The organism is Diaphorobacter sp. LR2014-1 (assembly GCF_002916785.1).
Taxonomy (GTDB): Bacteria; Pseudomonadota; Gammaproteobacteria; order Burkholderiales; family Burkholderiaceae_C; genus Diaphorobacter; species Diaphorobacter nitroreducens.
Genome location: NZ_MTBE01000028.1, coordinates 13698 through 30291 on the forward strand (window position 1 = coordinate 13698; position 16594 = coordinate 30291).

General features: G+C 69.4%; 15 protein-coding genes. 7 read left to right on the forward strand and 8 right to left on the reverse strand.

The window, feature by feature from the left end; all coding sequences use genetic code 11:
• Positions 1-11 precede the first annotated feature (11 nt).
• Positions 12-572, forward strand: coding sequence for an ankyrin repeat domain-containing protein (locus BV908_RS16555; RefSeq protein ID WP_246867532.1), 561 nt, complete (start codon positions 12-14; stop codon positions 570-572).
• Positions 573-665: 93 nt separating this feature from the next.
• On the opposite strand, the gene BV908_RS16560 is transcribed toward BV908_RS16555, so the two are convergent.
• Positions 666-1730, reverse strand: a complete 1065-nt coding sequence (locus tag BV908_RS16560; RefSeq protein WP_103738689.1) for a sodium-dependent bicarbonate transport family permease — start codon at positions 1728-1730, stop codon at positions 666-668.
• 95 nt (positions 1731-1825) lie between these two features.
• Between BV908_RS16560 and BV908_RS16565 the strand changes: the two genes are divergently transcribed.
• Positions 1826-2725 carry a LysR family transcriptional regulator gene (locus BV908_RS16565; RefSeq protein WP_011805462.1) on the forward strand — a complete coding sequence of 300 codons (900 nt, stop codon included), beginning with the start codon at positions 1826-1828 and terminating at the stop codon, positions 2723-2725.
• A gap of 232 nt (positions 2726-2957) precedes the next feature.
• On the opposite strand, the gene BV908_RS16570 is transcribed toward BV908_RS16565, so the two are convergent.
• From BV908_RS16570 to BV908_RS16580, 3 genes are read right to left on the reverse strand one after another with little or no spacing between them, the layout of a single operon-like run.
• Positions 2958-4271 (reverse strand): HipA domain-containing protein, encoded by a 1314-nt coding sequence (locus BV908_RS16570; RefSeq protein ID WP_103738690.1) that lies wholly within the window; start codon positions 4269-4271, stop codon positions 2958-2960.
• Positions 4272-4283: 12 nt separating this feature from the next.
• Positions 4284-4625, reverse strand: a complete 342-nt coding sequence (locus BV908_RS16575) for a helix-turn-helix transcriptional regulator (protein ID WP_348639067.1) — start codon at positions 4623-4625, stop codon at positions 4284-4286.
• 12 nt (positions 4626-4637) lie between these two features.
• Positions 4638-5591 (reverse strand): LysR family transcriptional regulator, encoded by a 954-nt coding sequence (locus BV908_RS16580; RefSeq protein ID WP_047350328.1) that lies wholly within the window; start codon positions 5589-5591, stop codon positions 4638-4640.
• A 97-nt stretch (positions 5592-5688) separates the two neighbouring features.
• On the opposite strand from BV908_RS16580, the gene BV908_RS16585 reads away from it, so the two are divergent.
• The 4 genes from BV908_RS16585 (at position 5689) to BV908_RS16600 (ending at position 10835) form a co-directional block, all read left to right on the forward strand.
• A complete protein-coding gene (locus tag BV908_RS16585; RefSeq protein WP_103738691.1) occupies positions 5689-7044 on the forward strand; it encodes a D-serine ammonia-lyase in 1356 nt (451 codons plus the stop codon).
• A 70-nt stretch (positions 7045-7114) separates the two neighbouring features.
• The gene (locus tag BV908_RS16590) at positions 7115-8092 is read left to right on the forward strand and encodes a tripartite tricarboxylate transporter substrate binding protein (protein ID WP_103738692.1); all 978 of its coding nucleotides are present in this window, start codon (positions 7115-7117) and stop codon (positions 8090-8092) included.
• 43 nt (positions 8093-8135) lie between these two features.
• Positions 8136-9686 (forward strand): amidase family protein, encoded by a 1551-nt coding sequence (locus BV908_RS16595; RefSeq protein ID WP_103738693.1) that lies wholly within the window; start codon positions 8136-8138, stop codon positions 9684-9686.
• A gap of 21 nt (positions 9687-9707) precedes the next feature.
• Positions 9708-10835, forward strand: coding sequence for an FAD-dependent oxidoreductase (locus tag BV908_RS16600; RefSeq protein ID WP_103738694.1), 1128 nt, complete (start codon positions 9708-9710; stop codon positions 10833-10835).
• Between the two features lie 59 nt (positions 10836-10894).
• Here BV908_RS16600 and BV908_RS16605 read toward each other — a convergent pair whose 3' ends face one another.
• From BV908_RS16605 to BV908_RS16615, 3 genes are all read right to left on the reverse strand, one after another.
• Positions 10895-11098 carry a YjfB family protein gene (locus BV908_RS16605; protein WP_047350331.1) on the reverse strand — a complete coding sequence of 68 codons (204 nt, stop codon included), beginning with the start codon at positions 11096-11098 and terminating at the stop codon, positions 10895-10897.
• Positions 11099-11254: 156 nt separating this feature from the next.
• Positions 11255-12667, reverse strand: a complete 1413-nt coding sequence (locus tag BV908_RS16610; protein ID WP_103738695.1) for a dihydrolipoyl dehydrogenase — start codon at positions 12665-12667, stop codon at positions 11255-11257.
• Positions 12668-12777: 110 nt separating this feature from the next.
• Complete coding sequence (locus tag BV908_RS16615; protein WP_041835999.1) at positions 12778-13371, reverse strand: YigZ family protein; 594 nt, start codon at positions 13369-13371, stop codon at positions 12778-12780.
• A 114-nt stretch (positions 13372-13485) separates the two neighbouring features.
• Here BV908_RS16615 and BV908_RS16620 point away from each other — a divergent pair, with 114 nt between their 5' ends.
• Entirely contained in the window at positions 13486-16026 is a 2541-nt protein-coding gene (locus tag BV908_RS16620) for a YgiQ family radical SAM protein (RefSeq protein WP_103738696.1), read from the forward strand.
• A gap of 18 nt (positions 16027-16044) precedes the next feature.
• Here BV908_RS16620 and BV908_RS16625 read toward each other — a convergent pair whose 3' ends face one another.
• A complete protein-coding gene (locus BV908_RS16625; RefSeq protein ID WP_088888527.1) occupies positions 16045-16467 on the reverse strand; it encodes a hypothetical protein in 423 nt (140 codons plus the stop codon).
• Positions 16468-16594: the final 127 nt, after the last annotated feature.

Below are 16594 nucleotides of genomic sequence, written 5' to 3' on the forward strand. Positions count from 1 at the left end.
TGGAGAACCCCATGACCGCCACGCCCGAACGCCCCGCCCTGGATGAAGCCACCCTGGCCTTTGCCGAGAAGGTGTTCGACGCCGCGCGCCAGGGCGACGCCGCGCGTCTGGCGCTGTGGCTGGACAACGGCCTGCCGCCCGACCTGCGCAATGCCCAGGGCGACAGCCTGCTGATGCTGGCCAGCTACCACGGCCATGCCGAGGCCGCGCGGCTGTTGCTGGCGCGCGGAGCCGACGCGGGGCTGGTGAACGGCCGCGGGCAGACGCCGCTGGCCGGCGCCGCCTTCAAGGGCGACGTGGACATGGTGCGCCTGCTGCTGGACGGTGGTGCGGCCGTGGACGGGCCTTCGCCCGATGGCCGTACGCCGCTGATGTTCGCCGCCCTGTTCAACCACCCGGCCGTGGTCGAGCTGCTGCTGTCACGCGGCGCCAACCCGCGCGCGGCCGACCTGCAAGGCAACACCGCCTTGGGCTGCGCCCTCGCGATGAAAGCCGACGCGGCAGCCGCCCTGCTGCGCTCGGCAGGTGCCGAAAATTCTGAGTGGAAAGACGAGCTGGCGCGGGTTGGATAAGCGGTTGAAGCTACTTTATTGATAGCAAAATGGGTGGCATATGCCCGGCAGCGGATGCCACCGCTGGGGCAATGCGCTTTGGTGCCCAAGCCGTTAACCACCCCACAACTGCAACACCACCTGCGTATACAGCGGGATGCCCAGCAGGATGTTGAGCGGAAACGTCACACCCAGCGACAGGCTGACGTACAGCGAAGGATCTGCCTCGGGTATCGCATAGCGCACCACGGCGGGCACGGCGATATACGACGCACTGGCGGCCAGCACCATCAGCAGCACGGCGTCGCCCGCGGGCACCTGGGCAAGCCACGCCAGGCCGACCGCCACGCTGGCATGCACCAGCGGACCCCACACTGCGTAGGCCAACAGCCAGGGCGACTGTTTGCGCACGGCGGGCAGATTGCGCGCGGCAGACAGGCCCATGTCCAGCAGGAACAGGCAGAGCATGCCCTTGAACAGGTCACCCGAAAACGGCTGCATGGCAGCCTTGCCTGCCTCGCCCGTGACAAGGCCGATGAGCATGGCGCCCAGCAACAGCAGTTGGGTGCCATCGGTGAACGATTCGCGCAGGATCTTCCCCACCGACAAGGCCGGACCGCCCTTGCCCGCTGGGGTGGGGCCCGCGGCACCCAGCCCGCCGGGGCCGGCCAGGGCCGCGACGCCTGAAGGAGAAACGGCCAGCACGGGCGCAGCAGCTGCGGGCACCGCCTGGCGCTGGCGCAGCGCATTGGCCAGCATCACGGCCAGGAGGATGGCGGGCGACTCCATCAGCGCCATGGCCGCGGCCATGTAGCCGCCGTAGGAGATGGATTGCGATTCCAGGTACTGCGTGGCGGTCACGAATGTCACCGCGCTGACCGATCCGTACGTGGCCGCCACGGCCGCCGCGTTGAAGCCCGACAGCACCCGCCGCAGCAGCGCGTAACCCACCAGGGGCACCACCACGGCCAGCAGCACCGCCAGCCCCAGGCTGCTGGCCACGCTGGCCGTGAAGCCCGAGGCCGCCAGCGCAAAGCCGCCCTTCAGGCCCAGCGCCGTGAGCAGGTAAATCGACAAGAACTTCGAGATGGCCGCAGGCATCTCCAGGTTGGACCGCACCAGGCCCGCAAACGCGCCCAGTGCAAAAAAAAGGACCGCAGGGTCCAGCAAGCTTTGCATTCTTCAACTCCACATGGGTGATGGGAGGCGATGCTAGAGAGGGCAAGGGGTAAAGTAAAATCGATTCGAATGCGGTTATCTATAGATAAAAGTCTATGAATATCACTTTTCGCCAACTGCGCCTGTTTCTTGCGCTGGCCGAGACCGGCAGCGTGAGCGCCGCCGCCAAGCTCATGCACGTGACCCAGCCCACGGCTTCGATGCAGTTGCGCGAGGTAGCGCAAGCGGTGGGCGTGCCGCTGTACGAGGTGGTGTCGCGCCGCGTGTACCTGACCGAGGCGGGCCAGGCCCTGGCCCGCACCGCCCGCGCCATCGCCAGCGAGTGGGATGCGTTTGAGCAGGGCATTTCGGGCGCCAAGGGCCTGACCAGCGGCCGGCTCAAGGTGGCGGTGGTGAGCACCGCCAAGTACTTCGTTCCCCGCCTGCTGGGCAGCTTTTGCAAGCTGCACCCGCAGATCGATATTTCGCTGGAAGTTCTCAACCGCGACCATGTCATCACCCGTCTGCGTGCCAACCAGGACGACCTTTACGTGATGTCCATGCCGCCGGGCGATCTGCCGCTGGAGGACCACGTGCTCATGCCCAACCCGCTGGTGGTCATCGCTCCCGCGGGGCACCGGCTGGCCACCAAGAAACGGGTGGCCTTGCCGCAGTTGCAGAGCGAGCGGTTCATCCTGCGCGAGAAAGGCTCAGGCACACGAATGGCGACGGACGCCCATCTGCGCCAGTTGGGCTTTGCGCCCGCTGCGGTACTGGAGCTGGGCAGCAATGAGGCCATCAAGGAGTCGGTGCAAGGGCAACTGGGCGTTTCCATCGTTTCGCGGCACGCGCTGGGTCCGCACCTCGATGGCCTGGCCATTCTGAACGTGCAGGGTTTTCCCATCCAATCGCAGTGGCACCTGGTCTGGCCCAAGGGCAAGCGGCTGTCGCCCATTGCCGAAGTGTTTCGCGGGCATTTGATGGATGAGGCTGCTGGATGGATGCAGAGCCGCTGAGGGCTGCGGCGGCGCGCGGCTTATCCCTTGGCCAATGAAGGCGCGGTCGCCGCCGCCTCATGGCTGTGACTGACGATGGTGGCCAGACTCGGGGCAGGCACCGGTTTGCACGTCCATCTAGGCAGCACCCTGTGGCAAAGGCTGTCGGGCACCGAGCTGCTGCGGGGCGTGGCCCCACAGGCTTTTCACCGACGGGGGCGGCTGCCGCACCCGGCTGGACCGGGCCCGACTGTTATGGGTGCGTGAGTGCGACGCCACCCGCCAGCCGCGCCTGCACGGTGCGCTGCAGCGTGGAGGGGGCGTCAGCCAGCAGTGCGGGCCAGTCGGCCTGCGCGCGGCGTACCAGGTCCCGCAGCAGTGCCAGGTGGCGCGGTATGCGCAACAGGCCGGCGGTCTTGATGAGGGCCTGCAGTGCGTCCCAGTCCAGCGCGCGCATGCTGCGGTCGATGGCGCGGTTCACCGCGTACTGGTGCTCGGTCGCTCCCTCGAAGAACGCAGCCACGCACACCGGGTCGTACAGCGGCGCCAGGCGCGGCGTGTGCCCGTCGGGGTAGACCAGTGCCCAGTTCTTCAGGTGCGCGTCGGTGTTGCCCATGAGGATGAACGCCACCATGCGCGCCAGGAACTCGCGGGTGTCTTGCACCGGCTGGTCGCTCAGGCGATCGACCACGCGCAGCATGGTGGCCCAGTCCTGCAACAGGCCCTTGCCGTACTTCTGGCGCGGCGCGTAGCCCAGGGCCTGGTTGAACTCCTCCATGTGCACGCGGGTGCCGTCGGCCAGATGGTCGAAGCGTTGCACGGCCAGGATGTCGTCTAACGGCACGGCCTCGGGCAGCTCGGCCTCGGCGCGGGTGATGATGCGCGCCTGGGCGCAATGCAGGCCCAGGCTACCGGCCAGCTGGTAGCAGGTGAACTCGTTGGCCACCAGGTCCGGGTGGGCGGTGGTGGGCAGCTTGAGGATCACGCTGCCGGCGGCGCCGCGGCGCTTGACGAGGTAGCGGCGCCCGTCCTGCACGGCGCTGAACTTGGTGACCACACCGGGCAGTGAGGCGGCGTCTTCCACCGGGTATTCGACAAACCCGGGCTCCAGCACGTCCAGGCCCTGCGTGGTGTGCCAGTAGCGCACCACGTCGGGCACGCCCTCTTGGGCGGGCACGGGTTCGCCCTCCAGCGCGCCCATCAGGTCGTGGCCGGCGGCGGCCAGCAGCTCGAATTCGTCGTCGGGCGCGCAGCCGCGTTCGCGCGCCAGGCGGTCGCGGTTGTGGCCCTCGGGCAGCAGGTTCTGGAAGTACGCCGGCCAACGTCCGTCGGTGCGCACCAAGCGGGCGTCACGCGCCGAGCGCAGGATCCGCTGCGTGTCCGCCTCGTTCGCGCCGCGGTAGCTCAGCGACAGGGTGGGGCGCTGCGGGTCGGCGATGTAGTCCTCATCGAAGGACACGCGCAGGATGTCGCCGTACTGGGACAGGTAGCCGATGCCGCGCCGCCCGCCCCCCTGGGCCGCTGGGCGGTGCAGGTACAGGCGCAGGTAGCGGATGGCGGTGCTCATCGTGCGTCTTGATCAGCGACCCAGGCTCTCCACCACCGAGGGGGGCGCATCCGCCCCCGAGGGCTGGCCCAGGAACTTGCCCCCCGACTGGATGAAGGCCTGCAGCGCGGGGCCCAGTTCGGCCGGCACTGCAATCAGTTCCATGCCGAGCACGCGGGCCATCTCGGCCAGGGTGGAAAAGCGCGGGTCCACGTCCCCCGTCTCGGTGCGTTGCACGGCCATGCGCGACAGGCCGGCTTGTGCGGCCAGATCGGCCTGCGTGATGCGCCGGGCTTTGCGCACTTCTGCCAATGTGGTGATCAACGAATGCGTCATGCCATCCTTTATACGCTTTTTTATTAAAAAGCGCTTTATAAGTTCCTTTTTTCAAGCGGGAAACGGCAGCAGAGCCCCGCGCAACTCCGCAAAGCGCTGTGCCTGCAGCGCCAGCCATTCCTTGACCAGCAGCATCGGCGGGCTGGGATGCGCCGTGGTGACGAAAGAGTACGACGCCCGCGAGCGCACGCTGCACCCGAACAGCGGTACCAGCCGCCCGTGCCGTACGTCTTCCAGCACGAGGGCCGCGCGCCCGATGGCAATGCCTTGGCCCGCCAGGGCGGCGCTCAGCGCCAATTGCGACAGGTTGAACTGCTGCCCGGCGCCCCAGGCGGGCGGCGCTGTGTCCGTGCAGGCGCACCAGTGTTGCCATTCCTCGAACGGCTCGGCTCCCTCCCAGGCACTGCTGTCGTGCAGCAGCCATTCACCGCGCAATTGCGAGGGTGACTGCAGGTCAGGATGGGCGGCCAGGAAGGCGGGGCTGGCCACGGGAATCAGCCACTCATCCAGGAACACGCTGGCGCGCAGGTCGGTGTAGCCGCCCAGGTCGAAGCGCACTGCCGCCTCGACCCCGTCGCGCACCATGCGGGTGCGGTCCAGCCGGTGGAACTCGCCAAACACGCGCAGGCCCACGTCCGGGTGCTCACGAAAGAAATCCCCCAGCCGCGGCGTGAGCCACTGCATGGCAAACGAGGGGGAGCAGCTCAGCGTGGCCACCGGCGTATCGTCGGTCACACGCATCTGCGACAGGGCGTCCTCGATGGCGCCGAAGCTCTCGCGCAGCACCACGGCCAGCCATTTGCCCTCGGGCGTGGGCATGAGGGTGCGGGGCGTGCGCACGAAGAGGGGGCGCCCCAGCCAGGTTTCCAGCTGCTTGACCTGCTGGCTCACCGCGCCCTGGGTAATGCACAACTCCGCCGCCGCGCGCGTGAAGCTGCCGTGGCGTGCGGCCGCTTCAAAGCAGCGCAGCCACGCGAGCAGGGAAGGAAAAAGCCGTGAATTCATTATTCAAACTAATGCACTCGTCAATATAAATGCGTTGTATCGGTGCCGGGGCATGCCAAGAATGCCGTCGATACCCACCTTCCACCGACCGCAGCCCATGCCCTCCGTTGTTTCCCCCCAGGATTGCTTGCAGGACGACGCCCCGGGCGCACAACTGCGCCGCGCCGAGCCCTGCCTATGGCTCAACCCGCACAGGCAGCCCATACCCGCCGCACGGCAGGCCGTGGCCGGTGATCACATTAGTCTGGATGATACGGAGAAGGCAGCGGCACGCTTCGCGCGCTTTGCGCCGCTGCTGGAGGGCGTGTTCCCCGAGTTGCAGGCGACGGGTGGCGTGATCGAGTCGCCCCTGTTACCCGCATCCAGCCTGCATGCCGCGGCGGGGCTCGTCGCGGGCCAGGGCGCGCTGTGGATCAAGGCGGATCACCGGTTGCCCGTGGCTGGGTCCATCAAGGCACGCGGAGGCATCCATGAAGTGCTGGAGCTGGCCGAGCGCCTGGCACTGCAGCACGGCCTGCTGACGCCGCGGTCCGGTGCCGACGACTACCGCGCCCTGGCAAACCCCGCTGCGCGCGCCGTGTTTGCGCGCTACACCGTGGCCGTCGGCTCCACGGGCAACCTGGGCCTGAGCATCGGCGTGGCGGCATCGGCGCTGGGCTTTCGTGCCGTGGTGCACATGTCGGCCGATGCCAAGGAATGGAAGAAGCAGCGTCTGCGCCAGCGCGGCGTGCAGGTGGTGGAGCACGCGGGTGACTACGAGGGCGCCGTGGCCGCGGGGCGTGCGCAGGCGGCGCAGGACCCGTTCAGCCATTTCGTGGACGACGAACGCTCGCTGTCGCTGCTGCTGGGTTACAGCGCCGCGGCGCTGCACCTGCGCCAGCAGTTGCAGGACGCGGGCATCGCCGTGGACGCGCAGCACCCCCTGTTCGTCTACCTGCCCTGCGGGGTGGGGGGGGCGCCGGCGGGCATCACCTTCGGCCTGCGGCAGGTGCTGGGGGCGCATGTGCACTGCTTCTTCGCGGAGCCCGTGCAGTCGCCGTGTTTCATGGTGCAAATGATGGCCGGACAGGGCGCACACCCCTCGGTGTACGACTGGGGCCTCACCAACCGGACGGAAGCCGACGGCCTGGCCGTGCCACGCGCGTCCCTGCCCGCGGCCGAGCTGATGGCGCCGCTGCTGTCGGGCTGCTTCACCGTGCGCGACGACACCCTGTTTCGCCAATTGGTACAGGTGCTGGATGCCACGGGCGAGCGCATCGAGCCGTCCGCGGCGGCGGGCCTGAGCGGCCCCGGTTTCCTGACGGGCACCGAGACGGGCCGCACCTGGCTGCACGCGCAAGGGCTGTGGCCCCACCTGGCACATGCCACGCACCTGGTGTGGACCACCGGCGGGCTGTACGTGCCGCCCGAGGCCTACGCGCGCTTCGAGGAACGTGGCCGGGCCCTGGGTTGACGCGCCTTCGCCGAGTCCTGGCCCCGCGAAAGGATCTGTTTTTTTGACTGGCTTGACTGGAGAGACCGCCATGAACCGCAAGACGATGTTGTCCATGCTGGCCTGCGCCCTGGGTGCCGCCGCTTTCGCCCCCGCCCATGCGCAGGAGGCGTTTCCCTCCCGCCCCATCACGCTGGTGATTCCGTTCCCCGCGGGTGGAGCCACCGACGTGCTGGGCCGCTTGATCGGCAAGAAGCTCGGCGACAAGCTGGGGCAAAGCGTGGTCATCGACAACCGCGCCGGCGCGGGCACGGTGATTGGCGCGAGCTACGTGGCCAAGGCCGCGCCGGACGGCTACACGCTGCTGCTGAGTTCGGGCACCACCTTTACGGTGAACCCGGCAGTGCGGCCCCGGCTGCCGTATGACCCCGTCAAGAGCTTCGATCCCATCGGCATCACCGGGCGCACGGGGCTGATCCTGCTGGCCAGCAAGAGCGTGCCGGTTAACGATGTGAAGCAGTTCGTCAGTGCCGTGAAGGCCGCGCCCGATAAGTATTCCTACGGCTCCTTCGGCGCGGGCACGACCTCGCAGTTCGCGGGCGAGATGTTCTTTCATGCCGCGGGCCTGAAGATCCAGCACGTGCCCTACGAAGGCAGTGCGCCGGCCATGGTGGACCTGATCGGCGGGCAGATTCCGTTCACCGTGGACACGGTGTCGGCCGCGCTGCCCCAGCTCAAGGAGGGCAAGGTCAAGGCGATTGCCGTCACCACCGAGAAGCGCTCGACCCTGCTGCCCCAGGTACCCTCGCTGGCCGAGAGCGGCTACCCCGGCCTGAACATGGACACCTGGCTGGCCCTGGTGGCGCCCGCAGGCCTGCCCACTTCGGTGAAGGCGCGGCTGGAGAAGACGCTGGCCGAGGTGGTGGCCGACCCGGACACGCGCGAGCGCCTGCTCGCCCTGGGCTTTGAGCCCGCATTCGCCTCGTCGGCCGAGCTGGCTGCCCTGATCGAGCGGGAGCTGCCGCTGATGCGTGCCATTGCGCAGCGCGCGGGCATCACCGCCGACTGAGGCGCGGCTCATCCACAATGGCCCCTGGACCTTCTTCACGACCATGACTGCTGATCCCACGCTGGTGGAACTGTCCGCCAATGAGCTGCGCCACCGCATCGGCACGGGCGAAATCTCGCCCGTCGAGCTGCTGCAAGCCTGCATCGACCGCATCGAGGCGGTGAATCCGTATGTGAACGCCGTCACCGCCACCTGCTACGACCGCGCCCGCGCCGAGGCGCAGGCCGCCGAGCGGGCGGTGCGCGCTGGCGAGCCCCTCGGCCTGCTGCACGGGCTGCCCATGGGCGTGAAGGATCTGGAGGCCACCGCCGGCCTGCTGACCACCTACGGCTCGCCCATCTACCGCGAGAACATCCCTGCGCAGGACAACGTGTTGGTGGCGCGCCTGCGCGCGGCCGGCGCCATCGTCACGGGCAAGACCAATATTCCCGAGATGGGCGCGGGCGCCAATTCGCGCAACGTGGTCTGGGGCGCTACGGGCAACCCGTTCGATCCGCGCCTGAACGCGGGCGGCTCGTCCGGCGGGTCGGCCGCGGCGCTGGCCTGCGACATGTTGCCGGTGTGCACGGGCTCGGACACGGGTGGCTCGCTGCGCATCCCCGCGGCCAAGTGCGGCGTGGTGGGCTTTCGGCCGTCGCCCGGCGTGGTGCCCAGCTCGCGCAAGCTGCTGGGCTGGACGCCGATCTCCGTGGTCGGCCCCATGGGCCGCACGATGGCCGAGGCTTGCCTGCAGCTGGCCGCATCGGCCGGCCTGTCGGCGGGCGACCCGCTCACCTACCCGCTGGACCCCCACAGCTTCCTGCACCTGGAGCCGGCCGACCTGGGCGGCCTGCGCGTGGGCTACACCGAAGACTTCGGCGCCTGCGCGGTGGACGACGGCATCCGCGCCGTGTTCCGCGCCAAGATCGGCGCCATGCGCCACCTGTTCCGCTCCTGCGAGGAGATCTGGCTGGACCTGGGCGACGTGCACCGCTGCTTCGACGTGCTGCGGGCCGAGAGCTTCGTGGCCGGCATGCGCGAGGCCTACGAGCGCGACCCCGCCAGCCTGGGGCCCAACACGCGCGCCAACTACGAGATGGGTGCGGCCATGTCGCTGCTGGACAGCGCCTGGGCACAGGCCGAGCAGACGCGCATCCTGGCGCGCTCACAGGAGGCGTTTGCCAACTTCGACGTGATCCTGGCACCCACCACGCCGGTCTCGCCCTTCCCGTGGACCGCGCTGTACGCGAGTCACATCAACGGGGAACCCCAGGCCAACTATTACCGCTGGCTGGCGCTGACCTACGTGACCACGCTGACCACGCACCCCGCGCTCAGCGTGCCCTGCGGGCGCGACACGGCCGGCATGCCGTTCGGCCTGCAGGTGGTGGGGCGCTTTCGCGACGACCATCGCCTGCTGTCCATCGGCCTGGGGCTGGAGCAGGCCTTCGCCCGCATCGATGGCCTGCAGCGCCCGCGGCCCGACCTGGCCCGGCTGGGGCCGGTGCAGCCCGCGCTCACCTCCATCGTCACCCACGCGCCGGACCCCGATGACGCGCGCGGCGTGCCGCGCCTGGGCGCGCGCGGTGCCGCGGCGCAGGCGTCGGCGGTCTGACAGTGATTGGCGAGGGAACCCATGCAACCCTATGACTTTGTGATCATCGGCGCGGGCATTGCCGGCGCCTCCGCCGGTTGGGAACTGGCCGCGCACCGCCGCGTGCTGCTGCTGGAGCGGGAGGCCCAGCCCGGCTACCACACCACCGGCCGGTCGGCCGCGCTGTACTCGGCCACCTACGGCACGCCCAACATCTGCGCACTCACACGGGCCAGCCGCGCGTTCTACGATGCGCCGCCGCCCGAATTCGGCAGCGCCCCCATCCTCACGCCGCGCGGCGTGGTGTACCTGGCGGGGCCCGACCAGCTCGACCTGCTGGAAGCCGCGTACGCCGAGGCGCTGCCGCGCAACCCGCAGGTGCGCCGCCTGACGCGCGAGGAGCTGCTGGAGCAGGCCCCGTGCCTGCGCCCCGAGGCCGTGGCCGCGGGCATGAGCGAGCCCGGCGCCGCCGACATCGACGTGCATGCGCTGCACCAGGGCTACCTGCGCGGCTTGCGCCAGCGTGGTGGCGAGATCCGCACCCATGCCGAGGTGACGGCCCTGCAACGGGGCGAGGAGGGCTGGCACATCACCCTGGCCGATGGCGAGGTGCTGCACGCGCGCGCCGTGGTCAATGCCGCAGGCGCCTGGGCCGACGTGGTGGCAGCCCAGGCGGGCGTGCCGCCCATCGGGCTGGAGCCGCGCCGGCGCACGGCCTTCACCTTTCCCGTGCCGGCCGGCATGCAAGCGGCCCACTGGCCAGCCGTCATCGGCATTGCGGAGGACTACTACTTCAAGCCTGACGCGGGGCAGATGCTGGGCTCCCCCGCCAATGCCGATGCCGTGGCGCCGCACGACGTGGTGCCTGAGGAACTGGACGTGGCCCTGGGCATCCACCGCATCGAGCAGGTGACGTGCTTTCAGATCCGCCGCCCCTCGCATACCTGGGCGGGGCTGCGCTCGTTCGTGGCCGATGGCGACCTGGTCATTGGCTGGGACAACCATGTGCCCGGCTTCTTCTGGCTGGCCGCGCAAGGCGGCTATGGCATCCAGAGCGCGGCGGGCGCGGCGCTGCTGACGCGGCAGTTGGCACTGGGCGAGCCGCTGGCCCCGGAGCTGGCGCGCGAGGGTGTGGACGTGGCGGGCCTGTCGCCTGCGCGGCTGCGCTGAGCAAGGCCAGGGCTGAAGCCGGCCTGAGCCGGCGAAAAAAAGCCAGCGCGCCGTGCGCGTCAGGCGTAGGTGTTGAGCTGCGTGCCCAGCGGGCCCTCGGTCGCCAGCGGTGGCTGGGGCAGGGCGGCGAGCAGGGTGGCCGCGGCCGTTTCCTGCGTGTCCAGGGCCTTCTTCAGCACGGTGACCTGGACGGCATCGGCCGTCTCGCGGCTGGCGAGGGCGCTGGCGGTGCTGACGATGGATTGGGTGAGGGCGACGTCCATGGCGATCTCCGGTGTACCTCTTGTTATCGGCCAGTTCACCGCGGATTCAAGGGTGCTTCTATAAACATAGCTGTTGGCGCTTGATACGTAAGAATTTCAAGCTGTTTTGGTGCTGAAAATTCATCCTGGCAAGCGCAGCCAGCTATTGTTTTTGTATCAGTCCAGCGCGCTCGCGCCGTAGGCCTCGCAGGCGGCGAGGTCGGAATCGCTGGCCTTGGGCAGGCGCGAGGCCGCGTCGCGCAGCGCCGTGCGCAGGCCTTCCTCCAGCACCGGATGGTAGAAGGGCATGCGCAGCAGGTCGTGCACCGTCAGCCGCTGCTCGACGGCCAGCGCCAGCAGGTGGGCCATGTGTTCGCCCGCTGGCGCGCACAGCTCGGCGCCCAGCAGGCGGCCGCTGCCGTGTTCGGCGTACACGTTCAGGCGCCCGTGGTTGCACTGCGCCACGCGCGCGCGGCCCTGGCGCGCAAAGTCCACCGTGCCCCCCACCCATTGCCCCTCGGGCAGATCGGCATGGCGCTGCCCCACCACGGCGGCCTGAGGCTGGCTGAAGGTGATGGCCAGCGGCGTGCGCCGGGCGAAGCCGCGCGGCGTGGGCGCCAGGGCGTTCAACCCCGCAATGTGACCCTCATCCGCGGCCTCATGCAGCAGGGGGCGGTCGCCATCGGCATCGCCCGCGATGAAGACGGGCAGATCGCCCACCTGCAGGGTGCACGGATCGATGGGCGGGCGGCCCTTGTCGTCCAGCGCCACGCCCAGGGTGTCCAGTCCCAGGTGCTCAAGATTCGGGCGCCGGCCCATGGCGGCCACCACCTGGTCCACCACCACGGTCGCGCTGCCGTTGGTGACCTGTATGCCGCCGGCCACCTCGCGCAGCTCGGCCTTGTCGCCCACGTTGACGATGAATTCGTCCTTCAGCCGCGCCAGCAGCGCGTCGTTGATGGCGGGGTCGCTCAGGCCGGCCACGCTCTTGCCCGTCGCGAAGGCCATCACCTCCACCCCCAGCCGCGCGAGCGCCTGCGCGATTTCCACCCCCAGCGGCCCCAGCCCGATGACGGCCACGCGCGGGCCGAGCGTGGGCTGCTCGAACAGCGTGTCGGTGGTCAGGATGCGGTCACCAAAAGCCAGCCAGTCCTCCGGCACGATGGGGCGCGAGCCCGTGGCGATGATGATGCGCCGCGCGGTGTGCACCTGGCCGTTCACTTCCACACGTTGCGCGTCCAGCAGCCGGGCGTGGCCGCTGATGGCGCGCTCGCCCGCGTCGGTGGCGGCCAGCGTGCCGGCCACGAAGTCATCGCGCAGCGCGCGCACGCGGCGCAGCACGGCGGGCAGGTCCACCCGCAGCGCATCCGCGCCCTCGATGCCGAAGGTGTGCAGTGCGCGCCGCGCATGGTAGGCGTTGGCGGCCTCGATGAGCATCTTGGACGGCATGCACCCCACGCGCGCGCAGGTGGTGCCCCAGGGGCCGTCGTTCACGATGCGCCAGTGGTCGGTGCGTTTGCGCACCTCGCGCAGCGCCGCCAGTCCGGCGGACCCGGCGCCCAGGATGATCACGTCCAGCGGCTGGCTCATGGAGGGGGTTCCTTGTCAATGCGGGCCGCCAGTGTCGCCGCGCGCGCCGGCGCGGCATGTAGGCGCGCAGGCATTGTTGGGCTTGCGTGGGCGCGGCCCGCCCCCGGTCTTCAGTCCGTGGATTCGCCCCAGGCCACGCGGCCCTGGCCTGCTTCGTTCACCTGGTGGACGAAGGCCTCGGCCTCGGCCTCGGGCAGGCGCAGTTGCAGCGTGACCAGCGTGGCATGCTGCACCTGCAGCAACTGCGCGCCAGCACCGTCGATCATGCGGCGCAGCAGTCCTTCCAGGGCGTAGGGCACGCTGCATTCCAGGGTGCGCATGCGCTGCAGCGGCACCTTGTCGGCCTGCAGCAGCGCCTGGGCCACGGTATCGGTATAGGCGCGCACCAGGCCACCCGCGCCCAGCTTCACCCCGCCGAAATAGCGCACCACGGTGGCCAGCACGCCCTCCAGGTCCTGGTGGCGCAGCACATCCAGCATGGGCCGCCCGGCGGTGCCGCTGGGCTCGCCGTCGTCCACCGCGGCGGACTGGCCGCCCGCCAGCAGCGCCCAGCACACATGGGCCGCGCCCGGGTGTTCGCGCCACAGCGCATCCACCACGGCCTGCGCGCTCGCGCGGTCGGCCATGGGCTGCACGCAGCCGATGAAGCGGCTTTTCTTGATGATGAGTTCGCTGTGAACGGGGGCGCTGAGGGTGTAGGGCATGGGGGCGGCCGAGCTTACCCCATGGGCCGACGGCGACAAGGGCCATGCGGGGGCGGTTAGGCGCAAAGGGGGCATGGCTTCTAAAATGCCCGGCCCCCCCCTGCAGGCCCGCCCATGAACGCCCCGATCGATGTTTCCTTCTTCCCGCGCAACGCCAAGCCGTTGACCAGCTACCGCCCCTACTGGGCCAAGCGCTTTGGCGTGGCGCCGTACCTGCCCATGAGCCGTGCCGAGATGGAGCAGTTGGGCTGGGACAGCTGCGACGTGGTGCTGGTGACGGGCGATGCCTACGTGGACCACCCGAGCTTCGGCATGGCGGTGATCGGGCGGGTGCTGGAGGCGCAGGGCTTTCGCGTGGGGATCATCGCCCAGCCGGACTGGCAGAGCGCCGACGCGTTCAAGGTGCTGGGCAAGCCCAACCTGTTCTGGGGCGTGACCGCGGGCAACATGGATTCGATGATCAACCGCTACACGGCGGACCGCAAGATCCGCAGCGACGACGCTTATACGCCGGGCGACGTGGGCGGCAAGCGGCCCGACCGCGCCGCCGTGGTCTACAGCCAGCGCTGCCGCGAGGCGTACAAGGACGTGCCCATCGTGCTGGGCGGCATCGAAGGCTCCCTGCGCCGCATCGCCCACTATGACTACTGGAGCGACAAGGTGCGCCGCTCCATCGTGGTGGACAGCAAGTGCGACATCCTGCTGTTCGGCAACGCCGAGCGTGCCCTGGTTGAAGTGGCCCACCGCATTGCGCGGCGCGACCCGGTGGAGACCATCACCGACGTGCGCGGCACGGCCTTCGTGCGGCGCGCGTCCGAGCCCGGATGGTTCGAGATCGACTCCACCGAGGTGGACGAGCCCGGCCGCGTGGATGAGCTGATCAACCCCTACATGACCACCAGCGAGCAGGCTGCGGCCCAGGGCCAGACGTGTTCGCAGGAAGATGCTGCAAATTCAATAGCTGCCAGCGCTGACCCACAAAGCGCTGCAGGCCAAAAACCTTTGCAGACCGTGCAGATCGCGCCCAACCCGGCGCTGCCCTCCAAGGGGCGCAGCGGGCGGGCGCTGCCGCCGCGCGAGCGCACCGTGATCCGCCTGCCCAGCTATGAGCAGGTGAAGGCCGATCCGGTGCTCTACGCCCACGCCAACCGCGTGCTGCACCTGGAGACCAACCCCGGCAACGCCCGCGCGCTGGTGCAGGCGCATGGCGAGGGCGCGACGGCGCGCGACGTGTGGCTGAATCCGCCGCCCGTCCCGCTCACCACGGCCGAGATGGACTGGGTGTTCGGCCTGCCGTATGCGCGCAACCCGCACCCGCAGTACCTGGACGCGCAGGGCAGCTACGAGGGGCCGACCAAGATCCCGGCGTGGGAGATGATCCGCGCGTCGATCAACATCATGCGCGGCTGCTTTGGCGGCTGCACCTTCTGCTCCATCACCGAGCACGAGGGACGCATCATCCAGAGCCGCTCGGAAGATTCCATCATTGCCGAGGTGGAGGACATCCGGGACAAGGTCAAGGGCTTCACCGGCACCATCTCCGACCTGGGCGGCCCCACGGCCAACATGTACCGCCTGGGCTGCAAGAGCCCAGAGATCGAGGCCGCCTGCCGCAAGCCGAGCTGCGTGTTTCCCGGCATCTGCCAGAACCTGCACACGGACCATGCGCCGCTGGTCAACATCTACCGCCGTGCGCGCAAGCTGCCGGGCATCAAGAAGATCCTCATCGGCTCCGGCCTGCGCTACGACCTGGCGGTGAAGTCCCCCGAATACGTGAAGGAGCTGGTACAGCACCACGTGGGCGGGTACCTCAAGATCGCGCCCGAGCACACCGAGGCGGGGCCGCTGTCCAAGATGATGAAGCCAGGCATCGGCAACTATGACCGCTTCAAGCAGATGTTCGAGCAGTACACCGAAGAGGCGGGCAAGAAACAGTTCCTGATCCCGTACTTCATCGCCGCCCACCCCGGCACTACCGACGAGGACATGCTGAACCTGGCCATCTGGCTCAAGAAGAACGGCTTTCGCGCCGACCAGGTGCAGGCCTTCTACCCCAGCCCCATGGCCAGCGCCACGGCCATGTACCACTCGGGCCGCAACCCGCTCACGCGCGTGCGACGGCAGATGCGCGACGTGGCCGAGGAACAGGTGGACGTGGTGCGTGGCGAAAAGCGCCGCCGCCTGCACAAGGCCTTCCTGCGCTACCACGACCCCAACAACTGGCCGCTGCTGCGCGAGGCGCTGAAAAGCATGGGCCGGGCCGACCTGATCGGTAACGGCAAGCACCACCTGATCCCCACCTTCCAGCCGCTGGTCGACGGCAGCTACCAAAGTGCCCGCAAGAAAAACAGCACCGGGCCCAAGGGTGGCGGGGCCGGCGTGGGCTACACCATCAACAAGGACGGCAAGGCCGTGGCGCTGCGCCGCCGCCCGCAGGAGCCGGAGGAGCCGCAGGGAGACGTGCGTTTTCGTAGCAGCGCGCCGCAGCCGGGCCGCATGCTCACGCAGAACACCGGCCTGCCGCCACGTGCCGGCACCGGTGCCCGCACTGGCAGCCGTGGCAATGCCGGCGGCAACGCGGCGGGCGCCGCGGGGCGCCGCCAGGGCGGGGCCGGCACCCCGGCGTCGGGCAAGGGTACGGGCCGGCGGCGCTGACGGGGCGGCACCCGGCCGTCAGCGCGCGGGACCGGCGGGGGCGGACACCAGCTCCTCAATGACCAGGCGGCGGTAGTAGAACGCCGCCAGCGGGCCCAGCGGCTGCAGCAGGTCGCGCAGCGTCTCCGGAGCGTCGGAATCCGCAGCACGCAGCAACAGGCCGTGGGCGCCGTCGCTGGCCAGTTGCGCGATGCGGCGCACGATCACGCCCTCCGCACCGACCGAGGGCAGGGGTGCATCGGCATTGCCCAGCGTGCGCACCACATGTTCCAGGATCATCGGCGGCGTGGCGTGCGCCACGTCGTCGCGACCCTGGGCCTGCAGCGCCTGGCCTGCGGAGCGCGCCGCCTCCTCGTTCGCAAACAGCGCGAACACATGGCCCGTGGGGTAGAAAGTCCCGGTCGCCGTGGTCATGCTCGGGTCGAGGGCGAAAGGCTTCATGGCGTCGTTCTCCAATGCGGCAAGAAACTGGACCCATTGGAGGTGCCGCAGCGTCGCCTGGCTGTCGGGCGATGGAAGGCCGCGCTGTCGGACGTGGCCGCAGGGCATGCCGCAGATCCCGATTAAA